The organism is Spirochaetia bacterium (assembly GCA_022482625.1).
In the GTDB taxonomy this organism is placed as follows: domain Bacteria; phylum Spirochaetota; class Spirochaetia; order Sphaerochaetales; family Sphaerochaetaceae; genus Pleomorphochaeta.
This window is the reverse complement of record JAKVOU010000001.1, coordinates 144,489-167,139: the sequence shown is the minus strand read 5'-3', so window position 1 is coordinate 167,139 and position 22,651 is coordinate 144,489. Positions and strand designations below refer to the sequence as shown.

Below are 22,651 nucleotides of genomic sequence, written 5' to 3'. Positions count from 1 at the left end.
ACAAAACATCAAACAAAAGTTCCAAGTGTGAAAAAGAGCCCTTCTCGGGCTCTTTTTCTCTTGCTTGTGCCAAACAGAAACTTATGAAAGTTTCTCGACTGCACCACTGCGAAGGCAACGTGCACATACTTTGATCGTACGGGGACTGCCATTGACAATTGCTTTCACAGAAACCAAATTGGGTCGGAATACGCGCTTTGTCTTTACGCCGATATGTTGGCCGACACCACCTTTCTTCTTCGCCTGGCCTTTCCTTGGCACATTGTTCCCAACTACAGGGCCTTTACCGCAAATTTCACATCTACGAGCCATACTTATATCCACCTTCACTCACATTAATTTGCTGCTGTTGAAGCTATCCGGTCCATCCTGCACAGAAAACCCTATTCTGTGAGCATAACGCAAGAACGTCGGACAGCAAGGACTCAACTTAGAGCAAAATACCAAATAATCGAGGTTATGTAAATACCTCAGCACAACAAGTCGAAAGATTTCCCCTTGCAACTGTATAGCCGACAGAGGTATGCTGTCTCCATGTCTCAATATACACTTAACCTTCTGGGCTTTAGGCTGAACGATGGAGACAGACGCCAATGGACAGCCAAAAGACGAACATATTTCAGAACCAGCGGACAAGGACTGTCCTTGATGCTTCCGCCTGCCCTTTTCCTTATGCAGACACACCTTTCAGCTATTCCAAAAGGACTGCCTGCAATCAATGGGAAATTCGAGACAGGAAGTGCTGCAGACCTGCATAAGCTCACGCCCTTGCTGCAAGTGTTGAAAGCTGATGAACCGGACAGACAGCCGAACGTTGCATCCTCTCCAAATGACAATGACTGCCTCAAGGCATTGCTGCCTCAATTGGAATCAGCTGTACCGTTTCTGTTCCCTGCTGCAGCAGCAACGGACTTCCGCCCTGTCCTTACCGATTTCCGGCTGGAATGCTACTCCGTCAGATTCCTCGATGCAGGAGGCGTCATCTGGCACCTTCTTGACCAACGACATCTTTCGAAGGACAAAGCCTTGCAAGAGGACAATGAGCACAATCCGGCTTGCGGGCATGGCAGATAAGCCTGCCATGCAGATTGACTATCATTGAAAATCGATATAGGTACTCTTCTGCAAGGGAAGCCCGCACCTGTGCTTCTATGCGGTCAGGATCGGATGAAGAAGTGAAGCCCAAACGCTTCAGTACCCGTTTTACATGTGTATCGACAATCACGGCACTTCCCTGATAGATGTCGCCGACGACACAATTGGCAGTCTTCCGTCCCACTCCAGGAAGCTTGACCAGTTCCTCGATGGTATCTGGTATTCTTCCTCCTGCAAGTGCCTTGCTGCAAGCAATGATATTCTTGGCCTTGTTCCGATAGAAACCGGTCCGTCTGATCAGATTGCAGACTTCTTCATAATCAGCCGAAGCCAATGAAACGGCATCAGGATACCTGGCAAACAAGGCCGGTACTACCTGGTTGACAGTCTGGTCCGTCGTCTGCGCAGACAAGATGACTGAAATGAGAAACTGGAAAGGTTCCCTTCGGTCAAGAAACGTAATCGTCTTCGGTGAATTGGCGTCAAGCAGTACATATACCTGATAAATAAATTCTGACTTTTTCATTTTTTCACTTTACCTATTGACCAAAACTTTAGCAACCAAGTATACTCACCCTCGTTGCGGGATGTCGCCTAGCGGCTATGGCGCTTGCTTTGGGAGCAAGATATCGAAGGTTCGAGTCCTTTCATCCCGAATATCAGTATATTTACACCTGATTTTCTGATGAGATATCATCAGACTGAAAAAAAGCATCCTACAGACGGATGCTTTTTATTTTGTTTACTCAGATATTTCCATCCTTGCTTTGGTGAGAAAATCTCTTTGCTTTGAACGTATCATTGAAATGGGCCATCTTTCTGTTGAAATGTTGTTCCACCATGACATCCCCTATCAGCAGGGACGGAGCAAGCAGAACAATGAATATCTTATAGTCAACCATACGGGAAAAGGCAAGGAACGACGTAATCTTAAAGCAAAAGAAGAAAAGAAGCAGATCTGCTGAGAAATTGACTGTCACCCTGAGAAACACGGGCAAATTTGTCTTAAGAAACAGCAACATCATGAGTTTTTCCATTACCCAGATGACAAGGGCTATCAAAATGGTTCCCTCGACGATCAACATGGCATTTCCCAATCCATTGCAGTAATAGAAGACAATGGCAATGGAAAAAACAAAACCAAGCCCCAGGCAAACGAGCGGTTCATACAGCATGTCTTTCATCACAGGCCGATCCTCTTCTTGAAATCATCATAATAGGTCCTGGTGACCGTTACCCGGTCACCATTTTCCAATTCCAGCAAGAGCTTGCAACCTATCCAGGGAATGATCTTTACAATCCTGACCAGGTTCACGATATCCGATTTGCTAATCCTGCAGAAATCTCTCAGCACCAACTGTTCTTCCAGTTCATACAATTTTTCCCTTACCGTATATTTACCATCGAAGGTTACGGCAAAGGTCTCACCGTCAAAACTTTCAAAATAGAGGATATCTTCAAACTTCAGCATGGAGATTGCTTGCCGGGCATCCTGGGCAAAGATAAATTTCTTGGCAGAAAAGTTTGCCTCATAGAATATGAAGGCTGCCTTATCTTTGATGACAAAGCCTTTTTCTTCAAGTTCTTTCTGTAACCTTGCTCTATTCTCAACGCCACAAATCAACTGTACGTCCATCGACCCGCCAAACCTCTTCCTCCAAAGACTATCTCTATCTGATCAGCATTTCCTGCCGCAATCATTGCAGCCTCCAGGACTTTCATATATCACTCGTCAAGGACAAGGGCAGCCTCATCGTCAAATTCAAGGCTGACTGCATCTCCTTCACTGTAAAGTTTTCCCCTGAGATGAAACGCCACTGATGCTTGGATAATCTTTCCAGGTTCCAGCTGGAGTTCGTATTCAGTATGCGAACCTACGAAGATTGCCGTCACTACCGTAGCTTTTACCTTTCCTTCTTCCCTGTCAAGGATTTTTATGTTCTCCGGTCGTATAATAAGACTGACAGTCGTCCCTCTGCTGAATTTCGATTCAGACACTTCGACTTTGTTTGCGGTAAAAGGAATGCCTCCTGGAAGCAATACGGTAACGCTGCTTCCATGGTCTTCCTCAGTTTCGCATTTGAGGATGTTTGCCTGTCCGATGAAATCAGCAACAAAGGTTGTCTTCGGCTTGCTGTAGATTTCAAGCGGTGTGCCTATCTGTTCCACCTTACCACGGCTCATGACGACAATCCTGTCAGCTACGGTAAGTGCCTCAGCCTGGTCATGTGTTACATATAGGCAGGTAATGCCAAGCTTTTTCTGCAGTTTCCTTATCTCAGTCCTCATACGTATACGAAGCTTGGCATCAAGATTGGAAAGAGGTTCATCCATCAGCAACAGGGAAGGCTCCATCACGATGACTCTCGCCAAGGCTACCCTTTGCTGCTCTCCACCTGACAGTTCATTCGGATATCTTCTTTCCGCAGCCTTCAGTCCGACAAGTTCCAAGGATTCTTCCACTTTCTGTCTGATCTTTCCCTCATCCATCTTCTGGGACCTGAGTCCATAAGCTACATTGTTGTAGATTGTCATATGAGGAAAAAGTGCATAGTTCTGGAATACAAACCCCACACCTCTCTTATTGACGGCAATAGCGGTCACATCCTTTCCCTTTATGGTAATCTTGCCTTCGGTAGGCAGCTCGAAACCGGCAACCATACGCAACGTCGTCGTCTTGCCACAACCCGAAGGACCAAGGAACGTAACCATTTCCCCTTGTCTTACGAAAATGTTCGCCTTATCTACCGCACGGACGTTTTCAGAACCTTTGCTGAATACCTTCGATACATTTTCAATCTTGAGCGCATAATCATCCATCATCTTACCTCCTTGGCATTTTCCCTGAAATGGTTGGAATATAGGTTGAGCATCAGGATTCATCAGGGCATCTGCAAGGAACACGATGATGATCAAGACTACAGAAAAAGCACATGCTTGGGAAAACTGAAGTTCCGTCATCGATTCCAAGATCCTTGTGGTCAGCAATGTCCACCGGACAGATACCAGGAATATCGTAGCGCTGATTGCCGTCATGCAATGGATGAACAGATACCTCATGCCCGCCAGGACAGCAGGAATGATAAGCGGTACCGTTATCTGGCTGAATGTCCGTACCGAGGATGCCCCCAAACTCATCGAAGCCTCCTCCAAAGCTGGATCAATCTGCTGAAGAGAAGTCATGACGGACCGGATCCCTGTCGCATAGTACCGGAACATATAGGCTGTCACCAAAATGGTCATGGTACCCGTCAGGACTATCGGCTTGTCATTGAAAGCAATTATATAGGCAATACCTACCACAGTCCCAGGAAGCGCGTAGTTGAGAAGGCTGATGACATCCAGCAGACGTCTGCCGGCAAACTGTTTTCGTTGGATGATATAGCCGATCACCACACTGAGTAGGCTACCCAGTACCGTAGCCACGAAACCGATCTTGAGCGTATCGGCAATGGCTTTGACTCCAAAGGTAAATACATACTTGTAATTCTCAAAGGTTATGGAATTGTCCACTCCCCAAGTCTTTACCAACGATCCCCAGAAAATAATGAAGTACAGGTAAAGGATAAAGGCAATGACAATTGAACAAAAAGTCCACATGACTATACTTACAGCCGTCGGCAGTCTGACAAAATCAGACTGTGCTCCGTTCTTACCCGTGACAGTCACGAAACTTTTGTTTCCGACCATCATCCTCTGCATCCAGAATACAATCAACGCCGGTACCAACAGCAGGAATGAAATTGAAGCGCCGCCATGGATATCGAACAAACCGGTAATCTGCAGGTATGCCTGTGTCGGCAATACAGGAAAACCTTGTCCCCCAAGGATAAGGGGAGTTGCAAAATCGGCAAGTGACGAACCGAAAAGCAACAATACTGAATTACCGATGGCAGGAACTGAAAGTGGAAGCGTAACCGTCCTGAGTATCCTTGATTTTGTAGCACCAAGGGACATCGCAGCATCATCCAATGAAGCGTTCATTGTATTCAGCACTGCTGAGATAATCATGAAAGCAACTGGGAAATAGGTCAATGTTTCTGAAATCCATGTCCCAAGGAAACCGTATAGGCTCAGGTTCCTTATGCCCAGGAGCTTGAGAAGCGTACCGTTGGGTCCAAGTGCAAGAGTCAGGGAAATACTGCTGGTAAAAGGCGGTGAGATCAACGGTAGCAACGTAACCATTGAAATCAGTACCTTCATAGCCTTCGGGACAGTGGTCCTGGTAATGATAAGGGCAAACAAGTACCCGATGAAAGTACCGCTCACTGAAACGGCTATTGCCAATATCAGAGAATCAAACAAGGCCTTGAGCGTATATCGGTCACCAAGGTTACTGCTTATCTGCTGGAAAGAAAAATGACCATCAACGATAAAGGCTGATGCAAAAAGTTTTATGAATGGAAACAGTACGAATATGCCTAGGCAGATCCATATGATGACAAGAAAGGCAAAAAGGGAAGGATCCCGTTTCAGCATGGATACCTTTCCAGAAGAAGTAGTTGTTCCTGATTTTACCAAAGGAAGACCTCCACTGAAGTAATATTTCCGGGGCCCAAGGCCCCGGATAGGCCGATATTACTGTTGTTGGATTATTTCATCCACAAAACGTTGTACGAACTTGGTGCGGTTTTTACCCTTCCAAGCACTGTCAGCCTGAATGAGCTTGACTTTTGACATATCCAATGCAGGATCGCTGACCGCAACATCTGTCCTGGTAGGAATGTAGCAGATATCATTTGCTACCATGACTTCGCCCAAACGCTTGGAAGAAGCCCAATCCATCAGTTTCTTTGCAGCCTCAGGATGCTTGCATCCTGTCAGGATACCGGCACCTTCGACTCCATAGGTCACACCTTCCTTCGGGTAAGTCACCACCAATGGATAACCCTGATGGACGATATCAAGGGAGTCTACAAGATAGAAGATACCGGCAGCAGCCTGTCCGTTTGCAACGGGAAGGGCTCCACCTGCACCGCTCTTGGTATAGAGCTGTACGTTCTTGTTCAGTTTCTTCTGATACGCAAAGGCACCGTCTTCACCAAAGACCTTGACCAATGTATAGATTCTTTCGGTGGCTGTTCCTGAAGTCCTGGCATCTGCCATCTGCAGTCCGTTCTTATAGACTGGATCAAGCAGATCCTGCCAGCTTGTCGGCGCCTCGATATTATGACTCTTCAAAAAATCCGTATTCGAAAGGAAAGTCAACGGAATGATACCGATACCCGTCCAGTAACCGTCCGCGGAACGATAATTTGCAGGAATCTTGTCAGCTTCTGCTGGTTTATACTGGGCAAATACGCCCTTTTCTACGCCGGCATCATAAGTATCCGACGGGCCACCCCATAAGCAGTCTACCTGGGGATTGTTCTTTTCAGCTATGATCCTGGACAAGGCTTCTCCTGAAGACATCCTTACGAAATTGACTTTGACGCCTGTATCCTTTGTAAATTCTTCAAAGACCTTTGACGCATATTTCTCCGGCATGATGGAGTATACATACACTTCATCCGCTGAAGAAGTCGTCTCACTTGTCCCTTGGGCAAAAAGCGGAAGGGCCATCAACAGGCAGGACAAAGCCACTGCCACCCTAGTAAGTCTTTTCATTTCTTTCTTCTCCTTTAGTCATATTGTAATTCTCACATGACGAGAAGAAGCTATCATAGAAACAAGCCCATGCTGCAGGAAAAGCATAACTTGCAAAAAAAGACCGCCAAGTTGCATTTCAACTTGGCAGATACTTAATAATACTTATCAGATATTACGTTATTTATGATAATGACATAATGTAAAACCTTTCAACAGACAACAGAAATACATGGAATAAGAAGGAAAACAGCATGCACCCTCTTCCTTTCATCCATGCAATCTGTTCTTACAGTTCAAAAGGTTCAGCCTTCCATTTTTCCAGCAATTGGTCATCAGCAAGCACATAGTGCGTACCTCCGGCATGATAGCTGGTACAGGCATCATAATTGATGCCACTGGCAGCATAGTCGTACATCAGCGGGACCCGCTTCTTTTCCATTACAGGGTTCGGCCGTGGTATTGCAGACAACAGGCTCCGTGTATACGGATGAATCGGGTTGGAAAATATCTCATCCGTCGTACCCGTTTCCAGCAAATGTCCCAAATGGAGTACACCGATCCTGGAACTGATATACTTGACCATGGAAAGATCATGGGCAATGAAAAGATATGCAGTTCCCGTCGTCTGCTGAATATCCTTCATCAAGTTAACTACCTGGGCTTGGATGGACACATCCAAGGCACTGATGCATTCATCTGCTATGATAAGCTTGGGATGCATCACCAAAGCCCGCGCGATACCTACCCTCTGACGCTGTCCACCGGAAAACTGATGAGGATAGCGGTCAATATGTTCAGGAGAAAGACCTACTTTATCAAGGATCTGCCTGATAATTTCAGTACGTTCCTTTCGGCTGCCATACAGGTGATGGATATCAAGCCCCTCGGCAATGATCTCCCCTACTTTCTTACGAGGGTTGAGACAAGCCATAGGATCCTGGAAAATCATCTGCATGTCAGTGCGAAGCTTCTCATTCTGACTCTTGCTGAGCTTTCCGGAAATATCGACTCCATTGAAGTTGATATTGCCTGCCGTCGGTTCATACAACCGGATGACACTCCGGCCGATGGTGCTTTTACCCGAACCGGATTCACCCACAAGGCCATAGGTTTCGCCAGGAAAAATCTCGAAAGAAACTCCGTCAACTGCCTTGACCGTATACTTTGCATTGATCTTGAAATATTGCTTGAGTCCTTTGACCTTAAGCAATGGTGTACTATCAGGCATTCTCTGCAACCTCCTGTTTCATATGCTCGATGCGAGCCTTGAGCTGCGCAGGCATTTCGACTTTCGGAGCGCGTGGGTCAAGCAACCAGGTTGCCGCATAATGGGTATCACTAATCTTGAACATAGGAGGTTCTTTCTTCAGGTCAATTTCCATGGCATAACGGTTACGGGCAGCAAATACATCACCCTTCACCTTATGGAGCAGATTCGGAGGGGAGCCCGGAATCGAATATAGCCGGTCATCCTTGGTATCCAAGTCAGGCATGGCGGAAAGCAATCCCCATGTGTAGGGATGGGCCGGATCGAAGTATACTTCATTGGCAGTACCTTTCTCGACGATCTTGCCGGCATACATGACATTAACGAAATCAGCCACCTTTGCCACGACACCAAGGTCATGGGTAATGTAGATGACGGAAATGCCACGCTCAAGCTGTACCTTCCTGATAAGTTCGATGATTTTTGCCTGGATGGTTACATCCAGAGCCGTCGTCGGCTCATCACAGATGAGCAGCTCGGGATTACAGGCAAGGGCAATTGCAATCACTATACGTTGGCGCATGCCTCCTGACAGTTGATGCGGGTAATTCTTCATCCGCTTCTTGGCATCGACGATACCGACTTCATCAAGCAGCTTCAGGGATTTGCGGTAAGCTTCTTCCTTGGAAGTCCCATAGTGCCACATCATGCCTTCCATCACCTGCTTGCCGATGGTCATCGTCGGATCAAGACTTGTCATAGGATCCTGGAAAATCATGGCAATCCTCTTGCCGTTGATGTGACGTCTGATATCACGTGTCGGCATCTTGAGGATATCGCAATGGACCTCCTCCCCATCGTTACGTTCATAGGTAAACTTGATGCTACCGCTGTTGACGATGGCATTGCGGTCCAGGATACCCATCACAGCCTTGGTGGTAACTGATTTACCGGATCCGGATTCCCCAACGATGGCTATCGTCTCACCTTTATGAAGCCGTAGATCTACGCCACGGATGGCATTGACCAATCCTGCAGTGGTCTTGAAGGAAATATTGAGATTCTCAATCGAAAGGATTGTTTCTTTTTCTTCTGACATGCTTACTTCTCCCTCATCTTCGGGTCGAGAGCTTCCCTCAGGCCATCTGCAAGGATGTTGAAGCAAAGCATAAGGAGAGCCAGTACGATGATCGGAGGCAGTATCTGATACGGATGCGTCGTAAAGCTGTTGAACGCATCGTTGATCAAGGAACCGAGGCTACAGTGCGGTACGGGTATACCAAGTCCGACAAACGAAAGGAAAGCTTCGGTAAAGATTGCCGTAGGAATGCTGAACATGGTCTGGGTAATGAGCTGTCCGATGATATTAGGCAGGATTTCCCTGAAGATTATGGTAAAGTCCCCTGCCCCCAGAGTCCTGGAAGCAAGTACGAACTCGCGTTCCTTCAGGTTGAGCATCTCAGCCCTTGCAATCCTAGCCATCCCTATCCATTCAGTAATCATCAAGGCAAAGATGATAGTAGTAAGACCAGGTTTCAGAATCAGCATCAGTAAAGTGATGATGACAAGACGCGGGATACCATTGACGATTTCAGCGAAACGCTGCATGACGTTGTCTACGGCACCGCCGAAATAGCCGGAGATCAGGCCATAGGACATACCGATGATCATATCGATGATGACTGCCGCAAAAGCGATGTATAAGGAGACCCTTGTGCCCATCCATGTCCGGGTCCAGATATCACGACCGAGCGTATCGGAACCGAACCAGTAGTATACATCCTCTTCATTGGTACTGACATACTTGTTAAGCAGCTTCGTGCCCGTCGTCGTCTTGAGCGCTTCATCACCATTGAAGATTCCAAAGTGCTCAAGGAACGGAATCCTAGGTGCAAAGTTTTTCTGGACCAGATTCTGGTCAGAATATGAATAGGAATTCAGGCTAGGTCCGACAAATGCAAAGAAAATCAGGAACAGGATAATGACAAGGGACACCAGTGCACCCTTGTTCGCCATGAACCGCATCCTCACATCCGTCCAGTATCCCTGGCTCATGAAGTTCGAATCAATGCGGACACCCTGTTCATCGTTGATCAGGCGGAAATCATCATCACGTACCCCATCATCTGAAACAGATCCAAAATCCATGGAGGTATCCTTTTCAATGGCAGCAACTTCACATTCACTCATGAGTTGGTACCTCCTTTTGCAAGTCGTATTCTTGGATCGATGACACCATAAAGTATGTCAACGACCAACATGATGCCGATATACATGGCACTGTAGATGAAACTGAGTGCTATGACGACATTATAGTCATTTGATTGGATTGCCGTTACAAGCAAGGAACCTACACCGGGAATCGAGAATATCTTCTCTACGACAAGAGAACCGGTCATCAGGTCCACGATAAGAGGAGCCAGTACGGTAATAATAGGAATCAACGCATTGCGGAGCACATGCCTGAATATAAGGGCCGGCCCATAGATGCCCTTGCTCTGCGCAAGCATGATGTAATCACTGCCCAATGATTCAAGCATCTCAGTCCTGGTAAACCTTGCTATGGAAGCCAAGGTAAACATACAGAGGCTGATGCTTGGCAATACGGAAGAAGAAAATGGCGCAGATGTTGCATAGAGCATCGGGAACCATCGCAATTTGAATCCGAACTGGTAGCTGAGGGCAAGTGCAAACACATAACTGGGAATGGAAACTCCCAGGACCGATATAAACGTACACAGGGTATCCCATATGGTATCATGGTATATTGCCGAAAGGATACCGAGGATAAGGCCTATCAGAGCCCCTACGAACACAGCCTGAAAGCCGATCTTGATGCTGATTGGGAGCCGTGACTGTATCAATTGGCTTATCGGTGTATTCTTGCTTATGTTGTAGCTTACGCCGAAGTCGCCTTTGCAGATATTGGCTACGTACCTGACATACTGCACGTAAAGAGGTTGGTCAAGCCCATATTTCTCATTGAGAGCTGCGTGCTGGGATGCGGACAATTTCTCATCATTGAATGGAGAACCTGGCATCAACTGAAGCAACATGAATAGCACCAAGGTGATTGCCAATAGGGTAAAGATCGAAATAAGGATCCTTTTCAATATATATTTTCTCAATCTTTCTTTCCACCTTGTCAAAAAAAATAATGCAAGGAGCCTCCCTGCCCTGACGGACAGGAAGAAAAGCTCCTTTTTTACTGACTATCAGTTCTTGACGGTATTCTTGAATACCCTGTTGAGTGCGACAGGATGGAATTCAATGCCTTTCACGTTTGACTTGATCATGTCAGCATTGCACTGCTGATACAGTGGATAGATGACAGCCTCATCCATGACAATCTTTTCAGCAGCCTTCATAGCCTTCCAACGACCATCGATATCGGTACAGAGATCACCGGTGGTGCATTCTGCGATCAGTGCATCATACTTTGCATTGCTCCACAGGCCATAGTTGTTGCTGTTGTCAGTTACCCACATACCGAGATAAGTCATAGGATCTGCATAATCCGGCCCCCACCTGGTAAGGCCAAGCTCAAATGTACCGTCCTGCATATCCTGGACCCTCTGCTTCTTGGGTTCGACCCGCAGGTCAATCTTCAAGCCAGGAAGTGCCTTTTCAAGTTCTTCCTTGATGACTGCTGCAACATTCTGCTGGATGGCAGTGTCATCCACGATCATTTCGAACTCAAAGGAATCCTTGCCCAATTCTGCCTTGGCCTTGTTATAATACTCAAGAGCCTTTGCCTTGTCATAGGCACATACATCGGCAAACTCAGTCTGGTTCGGTGTGAAATCTTCTCCCTTATTGGTAGCAAGTTCAGAAGGAACAGCAGCAAAAGCAGCAGTGGAACCGTCCTTGACGACATTGTCAACGATTGACTGACGGTCAAGGGCAAAGGTCATGGCCTTGCGCAGGTTGAGGTTATTAAGGGCAGGTACCTTTGCCATATTGGGGCTGATGTACCACAGATAACCAGCACCGACACTCTTGAATTCCGGGTCATCCTTTACCTGGTCAACCTGATCACCTGAAAGCTGGATGATATCAAGGTCACCGTTCTGATAGCTCATCAAAGCCTGCTGGCTATCCTTGAGCACCTGGTAGTTGAGGCCGTCAAGCCTGACCTTGTCCGCATTGTAGTAGTCCGGGTTCTTTACAAGCTTGAAACTGGTTGCAGCCGGTTCATATTCAGTAAGCTTGAAAGCGCCGTCGCTCAGTACCGTATCGGCACTGGTAGCAAAGGAATCACCGCACTTCTCGAAGAAAGCCTTGTTGACAGGATAATATGTCGGGAAGTAAAGCAACTCATCGAAGTAAGAAACAGGTACTTCAAGCTGAACCTGCAGGGTCTTGCTGTCAAGCGCCTTTACACCCAAAGCGGTAACAGGCAGTTCTCCTGCAATGATCTTTGCTGCATTCTTGATCTGTCCGATGTCACTGAGCATGTAGGAATATTCACTGGCAAGAGCCGGATCCACAGCACGCTGCCATCCAAAAACGAAGTCCTGTGCAGTAACAGGCTCTCCATTGGACCAATTGGCATCATCCCTGATCTTGAATGTGTAAGTCAGGCCATCAGAGGAAACCTTTTCATCTGCACACAGTGCATTGATGACAGAGCCATCAGCGGCCATCTGTTTGAGGCCGTCCGTGTAGTTGGCAATGACTTCAAAGGAAGTACCATCGGTTGCTACCTGAGGATCAAGGCTCTCAACTTCGACTTCAATCATGACGTTCAGCACTTTGTCAGGACTTTTTGCAGTTGCCTCCGGAGCAGTTTCCTTGCTACCGTTGGCAAACAGCAAAGTACTTCCTAGCAAAGCCAGCAACATGGTTGCCAAAAGAAGTTTTTTCATATTCTTACCTCCAAAAAAAAGGCCACAAGACGAGTGCAAACCTTACACGCATCCTTGCGTCCTGTTAGGCTCTAGAATAATTTAAATTAATGGCAAACACAAGGGAAATTGCATACGAAGTGCTAAAATATGCAAATAATATCAATTTTGTGCAACTTTATGCAAAAATAGAACTACATACAAATCAATTATGTGACATATTATACGATTTGGAGTAAACATATAAATAGTAAAATAATATGAAAATGTCGATAGAATCAAAACCAGATATTGTATCTTATTCATCTATTTTGCAAAATTCTGTCTAATGGTTCACCAGTTATTTACAACAGCTGATTCTCTTCCCATCCCTAGACAGATAGATATTCTACAATACTTGATATACTTAGAGACTTATTTAGTCTGTATAATTATATTTATAGTATGTAAATTTTTATAAAATTATGTTAATCAGCTTGTAATAATCCTATGTATATAAGATAGTAAAAATGTCATTATTGACAACACTAAAATCTTTTCAAGGAGGTCATCCTATGGATACCGAAGAAAAACTGATCATCAGCAGCATCATTGCCTCTACACCGGATATCTTTACAGCAAAAGACAAGGAAGCAATCTGTATGTCTGTAAACGGACACCTCTATTTTCTAAGAAAGGACATCAGCCCGTTGATAACATTTACCGATGCCGGTTACTCATGGATGGAAAATATTTATCTTCCGCTTTCCATTTCCATGCATAGGTTCATGTCAAATTGTGAAAGTTGCCCGAAGACACTTCTCAGCAAAATATTCTTCGGCATTTGTGACAATTGGTATTTCCTTTCACTGGATAGAGTACAGATTACCCCAAGAGAAGCTGCAGAAGATTATTTTCACCACAAGGCACAGGCTTACCGCCCTTTTTTGAAACGAAGGACATGCTCGACTGTTGCATGAGAAGACAGTCATAGATAGGGTCTCCATGGAGCTTCGATGAACGGTACAAGTCCCAGCAGCGATTCCATGAAGGCAACGACCTCCTTTGTAGGATGCTCGATGCAGGCTCCTCCGTCAGAAACTCTTGTATTATCGGTATAACAGACTGTCAATTTCCAGCTTCCGGAGGAAAAAAAATGTTCTTCACGCCTGATCTTCCACTCTTTGATTTTTAATTCGGCAAAGAATTCTGCAACATCTTCTTTTTCCAACCGATACCAGTACTCACGAGCTTGTCCCAGATAAACCATGGGCTCAAGAATCTGATGTACACTCCCCTCGGTATCAACCTCTATGGTCTGCTTCACATACATCGGCATACCAGGCCTGGAAACTTCCAGCCAGAGTCGGGCAATTCTATTGTCATCCATAGCAATATCGGCCTCCTCGCCGAAAGAAGCTTACCTCTTATCCTTTGCATCAGCAAGCAAAAACACCAGTATTTTCTCCATGGTCTTGACATATTTGTGAAACATAAGGTCTGATGGACAGCAACCAGCTCCAAGGAGAAAAAATGAAAATAAAAACATTTGACGTAGATCTGTCGGTATGCAAACTGCCTGATTGTTCCCAGATAAAAGAGAATGACAGCTTCTGTTTTCTTGGAAAAACAGATGAAGAAATCTCCTTTGTCTGCCGTTCTTCCTCTGTCCCTGCCAATGCACTTGCCTGTGATAGCGGATGGAAATGCTTCAAGGTCATCGGGCCTCTTGATTTCTCACTCATCGGCATCCTTGCAGATATCTCTTCTCTTCTTGCTGCACATGATATCAGCATCTTTGCAATCTCCACCTTCGATACTGATTATGTGCTGACAAAGAAAGAAAACTTCAGACAAGCAATCAGCCTGCTTGAAAAACATGGTTATACCATAGAGAGCTAAATTATGTAAAAGTGACCTCATGCCTAGTAATAGACAAGCCTGGCTGATTGTATGTCCCTACTTTGATGCTTATAAGAAAACATATTATGAGCAGTTGCAGAGACTGAATTTTATTCCTGCAACCTACAATCGATTAGGTCGGGTTCTCCGGATAACCGGAGAACCTTTCCTCTCACACCACCGTACGTACCGGTCTGGTATATGGCGGTTCAATCAAATCCGAATTCCAGCGTTAGCTGGCGACTTTCACATACACGTCTGTCTGTCTCCATTCTCCTGGCATGCGCCTGCCTGTAATAGGCTTCGATGTCAAGCAATCCGTACCCTTGGATTATCGTCGATTTCGGAATGAATGCATTGAGCACTGCCTTGCTGAAATACCAGTGCCTGTTGCTGGAATAGGCATGGAAGTTGTTCAGCCTCCACCTGTTCTGAGATGGACAGTGCTTCTTCAGCATCTCCTCCCTTCTCCCAGGCTTCTTCCATTGCTTCCATAGACATTGGCGGATTCTCCTGTGGATCGGGACTGTTCTGTCCTCAAGGTATCCTTTGATGGACCCTCCTGACCGGCTGAGGCTTGTACTTCCTTGCCAGGATCCGTCCCCGGATCCGTGCCCAGTCCTCCCGCATGCGGCCGTCGATTTCACTGACCTCCATGCCGTCGACCCCTGCACTGCCATTGTTCCGTTTCACGTTCTGCACGGCTAGTCCAATGTTGTCGGGACAGAGCATCCTCTCGCAAAGCTCCGTGTTTGGTACTGTCGGATTTCCTTCCCTCATGGTATCCCTCCCCCCATGCCGTGGCTGAGTCCCTCTCAGGGTGTCTGTCTTCTGCATGATGGCCTTTCCTCCTTCAGAAAGATCTGATTGTTCGGCCCTTCATGCACTCTCCCTGCACTGCTATGGCCTCTGCTGACTTCTTCGGGTTCGTTTGTCTACGACCGTCAAACGGCATCATTGCAGCCTAGGTCGCCCCGAAGACCTCCCCGGTCAAGGATGTTGTCTTTCATCCCATGCAGCCACTTCATCTGCACTCCTGCCTCGGGCTTCCTTCAGACCCACCATCGCTGGTACGCCCTTGCCTCTGGCTAGCAGTTCAGGTCTGTTTTCTTCCTCCTGTATCGCAACCTGCAACGGACTTTCACCGTCTAGATAACACCCATGCCGGGCAAACAAAAAAAGGCAGGACTTCTCAAAGGAAATCCTGCCTTATCTATTGTCAATTTGTTATGTACACCTACAGAACCAACGACGGAGCTGCATAAGTCCTGGTAGCCAGGTCTTTGTCCAAAAGATACAGGTTCTTTCCGTTTTTACCATCAAGTAGGTCAAACTTACGGAGAATTCCATCCGCATTTTTCTCTTCTTCCCGCTGTTCATCAATGAACCAATCAAGGAACTTCATCGTCCTGAAATCCTTTTCATCCATCGCAATGGTATAGACATCATTGATTGCCGCTGTGATATACTGTTCGTGTTCCAGTACACCTGCGACACCCGTTCTCATGTCCTTGAATTCAAGTGCTGGCTTTGAGATGGGTTCCAGTACAACCTTTTCACCATTGTCATGCAGGTACTGCTGCATCAATGAAGCATGGTCCAGTTCTTCTTTTGCCTGGACATCATACCAGTTTGCAAATCCATCCAGCGCAAGGTCTGCATAATAGTTTGAAACATCCACATACAGATAAGCCGAATAGAATTCTTTGTTTATCTGTCCGTTCAAAGCTGCGACTACTTTCTTACTCAGCATAAAAATTCCTCCATGACTCCAATTTACAAAGGATACTGTTGCAGGTCAAGCTATTGAGAATAATTATTGATAATTTTAAAGGTTTATTTTTCAATCCTGAGAAACAAAGAAATCAAATACTGAGCTCATTGCTTTCTGCAATCAACATCGCAGGCATTAAGAAGCTACTTTTAAGGCAACTTGCCGATTTAGTAATATTGATCTGATTTCTCCAAAGAATGGTAGTCTTCAGAAGTCTCATGTATCTTTTCCTGAACTGTCAGGAATACGTTGATAAGCGTCGGGTCAAAGTGAGTGCCCTTGCCTGACAACAGTATGTGGACTGCTTGTTTGTGTGGATAAGCATGCTTGTAGGGACGTTCGCTTGTCAATGCATCATAGACATCTATCACAGCCATCAGACGACCTGGCAAAGGAATTTCTTCCTTCCTGAGATGATACGGATAACCTGTTCCATCGTACTTTTCATGATGACAGAGAATAATGGAATTGGCAGTCTCCTGCATCATCTGGCATTCAGCAGTCCTTGGCTTATGACGCTGCATCATCGCCGCTCCACAGATCACATGCAGTTTTACTTCTTCAAATTCATCATTGGTCAGTCTTCCCGGTTTGTTCAATAACTCTGGGGGAATACAGGACTTGCCTATATCATGCAATGGTGCCATTTTGACCATGGCTTCCAATTGTCTTGAGGTAAGCTCATATCCAGGAATATGCTGTGACGCAACCTGGTTTGCAAGCACCTGCATCATCAGTGAAGTCCGTTTCATATGTGTCTCAAGTTCTTCATTGTTGACCTGCAATACTCTTACTATCCTCTCGACCAGCTGGTCATCTACTGCAAGATGGTTTTTCTCGGTACAGATCAGGCAACCTCCCGCCAATGATTCAAGCATGGCATCGAACAAGACATAAACCTCTATTTTTCGGGAAAAAGCCTCGGCAGTAGCGGGATATTCCAAAAAATCAACTACTCCATAATTGAAGTAATCCTTGCCAAAAGATGTTGTTTCATCATTTTCAATAAGCAAAAGAGGCAAATTAGGTAATTTTCTTTTCACTTCACGGGTAAGCTCTTTGCTTCCGACACCAAGATAATCCGGCATTGCAACCACAAAAAGAACATCCCTATGTATATCTAGCAAAGACAACAGCTGTGAGACTGAAGAAGCTGCCAGAACAGTATACGGAGCAAGTACCGGCAACAGGACTTTTTGTTCTTCGGGACATATACCAACGACGACGTCATTCATATTCTCCTCCATTTGTCTTCAGCGACCAACTACGGCTATACTTCGCGCAATAAACTCCTCTCTGTTAATGTGAAATAGGATACTAAGTAAGTGGTCCTATACAATAACTATAACCTAACATTTCTCATCTGTCCATAATAAGGAAATAAGTCATTATGTACAAAACAAATAACATCCAACTCAATCCAATGTTACAGAATCAATACAAAGTTGATACACTGTATTTTATAAACAATACTAATGTATTGTAGTCCGTTGCTTGGTTCCATTGGTTGTACAGTTCAACATATCAATCACTTAACTATATGTTCAAAAAGCAAATAAAACAGCAACATTGCTACATCCCTGATTGTATGATAGACTATAGCTGTTCTTTCTCAGAAGCTATCAAGAGGAAAACAACCTGATCTCAGGTATTGTTTCCAAAAGCCAGAAACATGTTTTGTGGAGGGTCACATGTACGTAAAAAGATTTGTCCTGTTATTGCCGTTTCTTCTTCTTTTATGCGGATGTGCCACTTTTGGATGGGATCCCGATGTAAATCCTTATTCAATGAGCGTATTCATCGACCGTTCAGGAACTGCGAGCATCCGTTACGATGTCAGGGACAGTACTGCGACAGGAACCGCAGTCTTGGGATGCGATATCACTGCGCCCAATGGAACTATCTATATTGCAAAAACCCATTCGGTAGATTGGAAGAACGGACATATACATACTGTCTTTCGCTTTCCTCAGGATTTCAGCATAAATGAGATATCAACCGGCCTGTATACTGCCCAGTGCTACATGACTGACAAGACTGGGACAAAGACAGCAATCTGCGGCAAAGTTTTCGAAATCATTCCGAAACCAACGATGGAAATACATTTCCCACCTGCCCCTGCGCCAGGACTACCTCCTCATGGAGAGCCAGAAGAGGTCCCGCCACCGAAGCCCTAAGCGACCCATATAGGAAATATGTAGCATATAATGTATTTACTTTACTGATTAATTTGGTAATATATTTACCTATTCCCTACAATAAAAACACATGTAGCACAACAAGGAACAATCCTTGGTGAAACGGTCACGGCAAAGTTCGGTGTCCCAGCAATAGCCTTGCTAAATGTTGATTTCTGCAGGTCATTGACAACAATTGCATACGAACCTTTTGATGGAGGTACCACGTATGTATTTTTTGATTCTCACGATTACAATGCCAACTGGATTCTTCTGTTTGCAGGTGCTCAATATCCGATTGCACTTTCCCCGTCCATGGTACTCGGCCTTGCGGCAGGACCGAATTTCATCCATGTGTTCAGCTCCCACGATGATTCTTATTTTAAAAGTCATTCTGCTTGGGGTGCTGGTATCGCAGCTAAGCTGAAATATACATTCAACTCTTCCATGGCGCTGTCCTGTTCCTGTATGGTAACCTGGGATCCTTTCGTAACCGGCGATTTTCTTGCTGATGAAAATGCAAAGGATGAATCAGTTATTTCCGTCACACCTACCCTTGGTTTTGTCTACAGCATCTGATAAAAAGGATATGTTATTTCTAGAGCTACATCGACCTACCGGTGTAGCTTTTCATTTTGAACCATCTATTCTTTTCTCAATATTCCTGATTGGTATTTCCAAAAAAGAACAATATGTATATGGAAAAACATAGAAAGGATAAAGACCTTTTGTAAATCCCTTGACTTTCTGATTATCCTTGGGATACCACTGAAACAGGTGGTAGGAAATGGAAATAATTCCGATCAGACTAAGTGTTACAAATTGTTTTCTGGTAAAAGCAGGTAACCAATACGTACTTGTGGACAGCGGTTATGAAGAAGATCGGGACCTCTTCAAGGAACGGTTGAAAGAAGTAGGAATATCCCTTTCTCAAGTTTCCTATATGATCCTGACGCATCATCATGACGACCATTGCGGGCTGTTGCATTACATTCTTCAGGAAAACAGTTCCATCCGTATCGTCATGTCAAAACCATGCAAGGATCTCATTGCAAAAGGAGAAAATGACCAATCCCATGGAGGCGGCTTGCTCAACAAGCGGGTTGCATGGCTTCTCAGACGCAAACAGTTCTATCTTTCAGTCATCTTGAGAAAAAAAGTCGACAAGGCAAAGAATCTGAAATTTACGCCATACATTACCAGGGACTGTGATATCCTTGTCGATGGCGATATGCAGTTACAGGAAATAGGGATTCCTTTACAAGGAAAGATCATTGCTACGCCAGGTCATACCGTAGATTCAATTTCAGTCCTGTTCGATGACGGCAGTTGTTTGGCAGGAGATACCGCTGCACATATGCTTTCCTTTGCAGGTACAAAGAACTGTGTGATTTTCATCTGTAACATAGATGAATATTACAAAAGCTGGCAAAAAATCATTGCAGATGGAGCGAAAACAATCTACCCAGCACATGGCAAGCCGTTTCCCGTCAGCAAACTCAAGAAGAATATGGGAAAATATACAGGGAAAAAGCTGGTTCAACTACATTGATATAAGTATATGAGCTACATTTGCCATTGATTCTCTTGCTAGTTTCTTTTGACCATTTTTCGGAACTCTGTCGGCAAGAGACCTGTATGTTGCCGAAACAGTTTTGCCAATCGGCTGGAAGTTGAATAACCGACACTTTCCGCAATTTGACCTACGGTCAGATTGTTTTGTGTCAAAAGACATTCTGCATGATGTAACCGCTGTCGCTGAATATAGTTTGTCACCGTGCATCCATATAGATTTTTGAATACTACTTTGAACTTTGTAGTACCCATGCAGGCAAATCCAGCCAGCTGTTTCAAAGGAATATCATAGGCATAGTGAGCATCAATATAATCGACTGCTACCTTTATCTGCTTACTATCATGTTCATCGATTTTTCTATTGCTCATTTGTCGAGAGTTGCGTTCCATTCGTCCGATTAACAAGGAAACGACTTCTGAAACCTTACCCTCATAGAACATCTTGGCAGCAATTCCCTCTCCCCTATAGTTTTCAACCTGCTTCAGCAAAAATACCAGTTCAGGAAAATCCTCATCTTGATTAAGCTTGGCAAAGGCAGTATGTGGATCAAAATACTCTTTTGAATAACGATCTTTCATGTAGTTCCCATAATAGACCGGCGAAATTCCTATCCCGATACAGCGGACAGGGATTTTCTTATGTATCCGAATTCTGTATGGTTTGTCGTTGCCGACAAGGCTTTGAATACATCCAGGACTCATTTGCCTATAAGGCGTAAGTTGTTCTCCTGAAATGGAATCATAATAAAATATACTCAGATACCCTGCTATCCTATTTTCAATCAGCATATCTTCATTGAAATAAAAATCATGGATTTTGATATCAAACAGATCTTTTTCTCCATATGCCCAAAAAAATCCCTCCCCTACCTCAGGTGCTAATTTCCAGCATTGCCCCATTGTTCCATAGCGATTTTCCCCTAAACATAAAGAAAAACCCATAGATTCAACAATTGTAGTATTCCAACCCTCCATTGTTTCCTGCATAACGTACCCCCTCTTGAAACGATAAGGCTTTCTTTTGAAACGATGAGGCAAAATTTCGCTCGAATTATTGTTCTTCATCAAGTTCGATGCTATTTTGGTCCATATAGTTAGTTCTATCTAACAAAAATTATACAATCGACCCAAGAAGACGTCAACAGACAGAAGCTTGGGACATCGAAGAGGAGTAGAGAAAATGTCTGGAAAATCTTATGCAAACCAAAGAGGACTTACAATAAAAGACTTGGTTACTACCGGCATCTTTTCAGCACTACTGTGGATGGCAATGTTTATTGCCAGCATACCATTTGGAATCAACCCGATGACAACCTTTTACATGCCGATAGGTTCTGCCTTGCTGTCAGGACCTATATTCTTACTTTTAATAGCAAAAGTTCCGAAACGCGGCCCGATAACTATTGCAGGAATTCTGCTCGGTATCATCTATTTCCTCTTGGGAATGCACTGGGGAATGGACCTTGGCTATATCATATGTGGTATCATAGCCGATATAATTGCCGGAAGCAAAAAATATAAAAGTACAAGAATGAATATTGTTGCCTATGCAATCCTATGTCTTGGTGGTACAGGTACCTATCTAGTCTATTTCATCAATCCTTCAAGTTGGGCTACGACGATGATGGAAGGCGGTACGACTCAATCCTATATTGAAACAATGAATGCAATGGCAAGTCCAATCGTGTTGATCATCATGTTTGTAGGCACGATAGCCATAGCAAGTCTGAGTGGCTTGGTTGGCAAGAAACTGCTGAAAAAACAATTTAAAAAAGCTGGCATTACTGCATGAACAGCAAAACAAACAGAAAGGGCATATGGTTCGATCCCCGAACCAAAATGTCTATTCTGGTAATCAGTGTATTAGCAGCTTCAATGGCTCCTGACTTACCATATGAACTGGGTCTTGTACTCCTCATTGCACTCTTCGCACTTCTGTGTGGAAGGTTGCGCATGGCAATCTTGGGAATCGTCGGTTATGTAATTTTCTATTTCCTGACAGAAGCAATATATTCTTTTCCCAAGGAATCCACACAAGCTGTGCTTGTTGCTTTCTTGGGATTGGTACATAAGGTGTACCCATGCGGCTTCATGGGGAACATCATAATAAAAACGACAAAAGTCAATGAATTTCTTTCTGCCATGCACAAACTTCATGTACCAAAAGCACTTACAATCCCTTTGGCAATCATGCTCCGATACATACCGACAATACGGGAAGATTGGCAGTTCATCAAAGATGCCATGCGGCTGAGGGATGTATCACCTACGGTAATCGGATTTTTGAAACACCCGTCGACAACTCTTGAATGTGTCTACACACCATTGCTGATGGCAGCCTCAAAAGCAACGGATGAGCTATCAATCGCAGCTGTAACGCGAGGTATAGAGAACCCAAAGCCCCGTACCTGCTTTGTACGCATACACCTTCGTGCTACTGACTACATTATCCTTTCTAGCTTCGTCGTTTATTTTATTGCAAGGCATTTTCTATAAAGGAGTAAAC

At 44.8% G+C, this 22,651-nt stretch carries 26 protein-coding genes, 1 tRNA gene and 1 pseudogene; 9 read left to right on the top strand and 19 right to left on the bottom strand.

Going from position 1 to position 22,651, the window contains the following annotated elements:
• Positions 1 to 81: 81 nt before the first annotated feature.
• A complete protein-coding gene (gene rpmB, locus LKE40_00825; protein MCH3916036.1) occupies positions 82 to 312 on the bottom strand; it encodes a 50S ribosomal protein L28 in 231 nt (76 codons plus the stop codon).
• Positions 313 to 534: 222 nt separating this feature from the next.
• On the opposite strand from rpmB, the gene LKE40_00820 reads away from it, so the two are divergent.
• Complete coding sequence (locus tag LKE40_00820) at positions 535 to 1,074, top strand: hypothetical protein (GenBank protein ID MCH3916035.1); 540 nt, start codon at positions 535 to 537, stop codon at positions 1,072 to 1,074.
• Here LKE40_00820 and LKE40_00815 read toward each other — a convergent pair.
• Positions 980 to 1,621, bottom strand: coding sequence for an endonuclease III (locus LKE40_00815; protein MCH3916034.1), 642 nt, complete (start codon positions 1,619 to 1,621; stop codon positions 980 to 982). The genes LKE40_00820 and LKE40_00815 overlap by 95 nt on opposite strands.
• Positions 1,622 to 1,678: 57 nt before the next feature.
• On the opposite strand from LKE40_00815, the gene LKE40_00810 reads away from it, so the two are divergent.
• Positions 1,679 to 1,751: transfer RNA gene (locus LKE40_00810), tRNA-Pro, on the top strand.
• A 90-nt stretch (positions 1,752 to 1,841) separates the two neighbouring features.
• Here LKE40_00810 and LKE40_00805 read toward each other — a convergent pair.
• The 10 genes and pseudogenes from LKE40_00805 to LKE40_00760 form a co-directional block, all read right to left on the bottom strand.
• Positions 1,842 to 2,279 (bottom strand): hypothetical protein, encoded by a 438-nt coding sequence (locus LKE40_00805; GenBank protein MCH3916033.1) that lies wholly within the window; start codon positions 2,277 to 2,279, stop codon positions 1,842 to 1,844.
• The gene (locus tag LKE40_00800; GenBank protein MCH3916032.1) at positions 2,279 to 2,731 is read right to left on the bottom strand and encodes a LytTR family transcriptional regulator; all 453 of its coding nucleotides are present in this window, start codon (positions 2,729 to 2,731) and stop codon (positions 2,279 to 2,281) included. Before LKE40_00800 ends, LKE40_00805 begins: the two co-directional genes overlap by 1 nt.
• 89 nt (positions 2,732 to 2,820) lie before the next feature.
• Positions 2,821 to 3,807 carry an ABC transporter ATP-binding protein gene (locus LKE40_00795; protein ID MCH3916031.1) on the bottom strand — a complete coding sequence of 329 codons (987 nt, stop codon included), beginning with the start codon at positions 3,805 to 3,807 and terminating at the stop codon, positions 2,821 to 2,823.
• A 168-nt stretch (positions 3,808 to 3,975) separates the two neighbouring features.
• Positions 3,976 to 5,574, bottom strand: a pseudogene (locus LKE40_00790) (iron ABC transporter permease).
• A 99-nt stretch (positions 5,575 to 5,673) separates the two neighbouring features.
• Positions 5,674 to 6,702, bottom strand: coding sequence for an ABC transporter substrate-binding protein (locus LKE40_00785; GenBank protein ID MCH3916030.1), 1,029 nt, complete (start codon positions 6,700 to 6,702; stop codon positions 5,674 to 5,676).
• A gap of 268 nt (positions 6,703 to 6,970) precedes the next feature.
• Positions 6,971 to 7,912, bottom strand: coding sequence for an ATP-binding cassette domain-containing protein (locus tag LKE40_00780; protein MCH3916029.1), 942 nt, complete (start codon positions 7,910 to 7,912; stop codon positions 6,971 to 6,973).
• Positions 7,905 to 8,990 carry an ABC transporter ATP-binding protein gene (locus LKE40_00775; GenBank protein MCH3916028.1) on the bottom strand — a complete coding sequence of 362 codons (1,086 nt, stop codon included), beginning with the start codon at positions 8,988 to 8,990 and terminating at the stop codon, positions 7,905 to 7,907. The genes LKE40_00780 and LKE40_00775 overlap by 8 nt, the downstream gene beginning before the upstream one ends.
• A gap of 2 nt (positions 8,991 to 8,992) precedes the next feature.
• Entirely contained in the window at positions 8,993 to 10,039 is a 1,047-nt protein-coding gene (locus LKE40_00770; protein MCH3916027.1) for an ABC transporter permease, read from the bottom strand.
• A gap of 38 nt (positions 10,040 to 10,077) precedes the next feature.
• Entirely contained in the window at positions 10,078 to 11,019 is a 942-nt protein-coding gene (locus LKE40_00765; protein ID MCH3916026.1) for an ABC transporter permease, read from the bottom strand.
• Between the two features lie 87 nt (positions 11,020 to 11,106).
• On the bottom strand, positions 11,107 to 12,759 hold the full coding sequence (locus tag LKE40_00760; protein MCH3916025.1) for a peptide ABC transporter substrate-binding protein: 1,653 nt from the start codon (positions 12,757 to 12,759) through the stop codon (positions 11,107 to 11,109).
• Positions 12,760 to 13,292: 533 nt separating this feature from the next.
• Here LKE40_00760 and LKE40_00755 point away from each other — a divergent pair.
• Positions 13,293 to 13,697, top strand: a complete 405-nt coding sequence (locus LKE40_00755) for a hypothetical protein (protein ID MCH3916024.1) — start codon at positions 13,293 to 13,295, stop codon at positions 13,695 to 13,697.
• An 8-nt stretch (positions 13,698 to 13,705) separates the two neighbouring features.
• On the opposite strand, the gene LKE40_00750 is transcribed toward LKE40_00755, so the two are convergent.
• Positions 13,706 to 14,107, bottom strand: a complete 402-nt coding sequence (locus tag LKE40_00750; GenBank protein ID MCH3916023.1) for a hypothetical protein — start codon at positions 14,105 to 14,107, stop codon at positions 13,706 to 13,708.
• 143 nt (positions 14,108 to 14,250) lie between these two features.
• On the opposite strand from LKE40_00750, the gene LKE40_00745 reads away from it, so the two are divergent.
• Positions 14,251 to 14,619 carry an ACT domain-containing protein gene (locus LKE40_00745; GenBank protein MCH3916022.1) on the top strand — a complete coding sequence of 123 codons (369 nt, stop codon included), beginning with the start codon at positions 14,251 to 14,253 and terminating at the stop codon, positions 14,617 to 14,619.
• A gap of 209 nt (positions 14,620 to 14,828) precedes the next feature.
• Here the strand turns inward: LKE40_00745 and LKE40_00740 are convergent, their stop codons facing one another.
• The 5 genes from LKE40_00740 to LKE40_00720 all read right to left on the bottom strand — a co-directional run bounded on the left by LKE40_00740 (position 14,829) and on the right by LKE40_00720 (position 17,628).
• Positions 14,829 to 15,077, bottom strand: a complete 249-nt coding sequence (locus LKE40_00740) for a hypothetical protein (GenBank protein MCH3916021.1) — start codon at positions 15,075 to 15,077, stop codon at positions 14,829 to 14,831.
• Between the two features lie 79 nt (positions 15,078 to 15,156).
• Positions 15,157 to 15,456, bottom strand: a complete 300-nt coding sequence (locus LKE40_00735) for a hypothetical protein (protein MCH3916020.1) — start codon at positions 15,454 to 15,456, stop codon at positions 15,157 to 15,159.
• A 153-nt stretch (positions 15,457 to 15,609) separates the two neighbouring features.
• Complete coding sequence (locus LKE40_00730) at positions 15,610 to 15,753, bottom strand: hypothetical protein (GenBank protein MCH3916019.1); 144 nt, start codon at positions 15,751 to 15,753, stop codon at positions 15,610 to 15,612.
• Positions 15,754 to 15,856: 103 nt separating this feature from the next.
• The gene (locus LKE40_00725) at positions 15,857 to 16,372 is read right to left on the bottom strand and encodes a ferritin (GenBank protein MCH3916018.1); all 516 of its coding nucleotides are present in this window, start codon (positions 16,370 to 16,372) and stop codon (positions 15,857 to 15,859) included.
• A gap of 188 nt (positions 16,373 to 16,560) precedes the next feature.
• Positions 16,561 to 17,628, bottom strand: coding sequence for an HD domain-containing protein (locus LKE40_00720; protein MCH3916017.1), 1,068 nt, complete (start codon positions 17,626 to 17,628; stop codon positions 16,561 to 16,563).
• A 456-nt stretch (positions 17,629 to 18,084) separates the two neighbouring features.
• On the opposite strand from LKE40_00720, the gene LKE40_00715 reads away from it, so the two are divergent.
• The 3 genes from LKE40_00715 (at position 18,085) to LKE40_00705 (ending at position 20,122) form a co-directional block, all read left to right on the top strand.
• Complete coding sequence (locus LKE40_00715) at positions 18,085 to 18,570, top strand: hypothetical protein (protein ID MCH3916016.1); 486 nt, start codon at positions 18,085 to 18,087, stop codon at positions 18,568 to 18,570.
• Between the two features lie 159 nt (positions 18,571 to 18,729).
• Positions 18,730 to 19,149 carry a hypothetical protein gene (locus LKE40_00710; GenBank protein ID MCH3916015.1) on the top strand — a complete coding sequence of 140 codons (420 nt, stop codon included), beginning with the start codon at positions 18,730 to 18,732 and terminating at the stop codon, positions 19,147 to 19,149.
• Between the two features lie 208 nt (positions 19,150 to 19,357).
• Positions 19,358 to 20,122, top strand: a complete 765-nt coding sequence (locus LKE40_00705; GenBank protein ID MCH3916014.1) for an MBL fold metallo-hydrolase — start codon at positions 19,358 to 19,360, stop codon at positions 20,120 to 20,122.
• 38 nt (positions 20,123 to 20,160) lie between these two features.
• On the opposite strand, the gene LKE40_00700 is transcribed toward LKE40_00705, so the two are convergent.
• Positions 20,161 to 21,132, bottom strand: coding sequence for an AraC family transcriptional regulator (locus LKE40_00700; GenBank protein MCH3916013.1), 972 nt, complete (start codon positions 21,130 to 21,132; stop codon positions 20,161 to 20,163).
• Between the two features lie 193 nt (positions 21,133 to 21,325).
• On the opposite strand from LKE40_00700, the gene LKE40_00695 reads away from it, so the two are divergent.
• On the top strand, positions 21,326 to 21,937 hold the full coding sequence (locus LKE40_00695) for an MptD family putative ECF transporter S component (GenBank protein MCH3916012.1): 612 nt from the start codon (positions 21,326 to 21,328) through the stop codon (positions 21,935 to 21,937).
• The gene (locus tag LKE40_00690) at positions 21,934 to 22,641 is read left to right on the top strand and encodes an energy-coupling factor transporter transmembrane protein EcfT (GenBank protein ID MCH3916011.1); all 708 of its coding nucleotides are present in this window, start codon (positions 21,934 to 21,936) and stop codon (positions 22,639 to 22,641) included. The genes LKE40_00695 and LKE40_00690 overlap by 4 nt, the downstream gene beginning before the upstream one ends.
• The last annotated feature ends 10 nt before the right edge of the window (positions 22,642 to 22,651 follow it).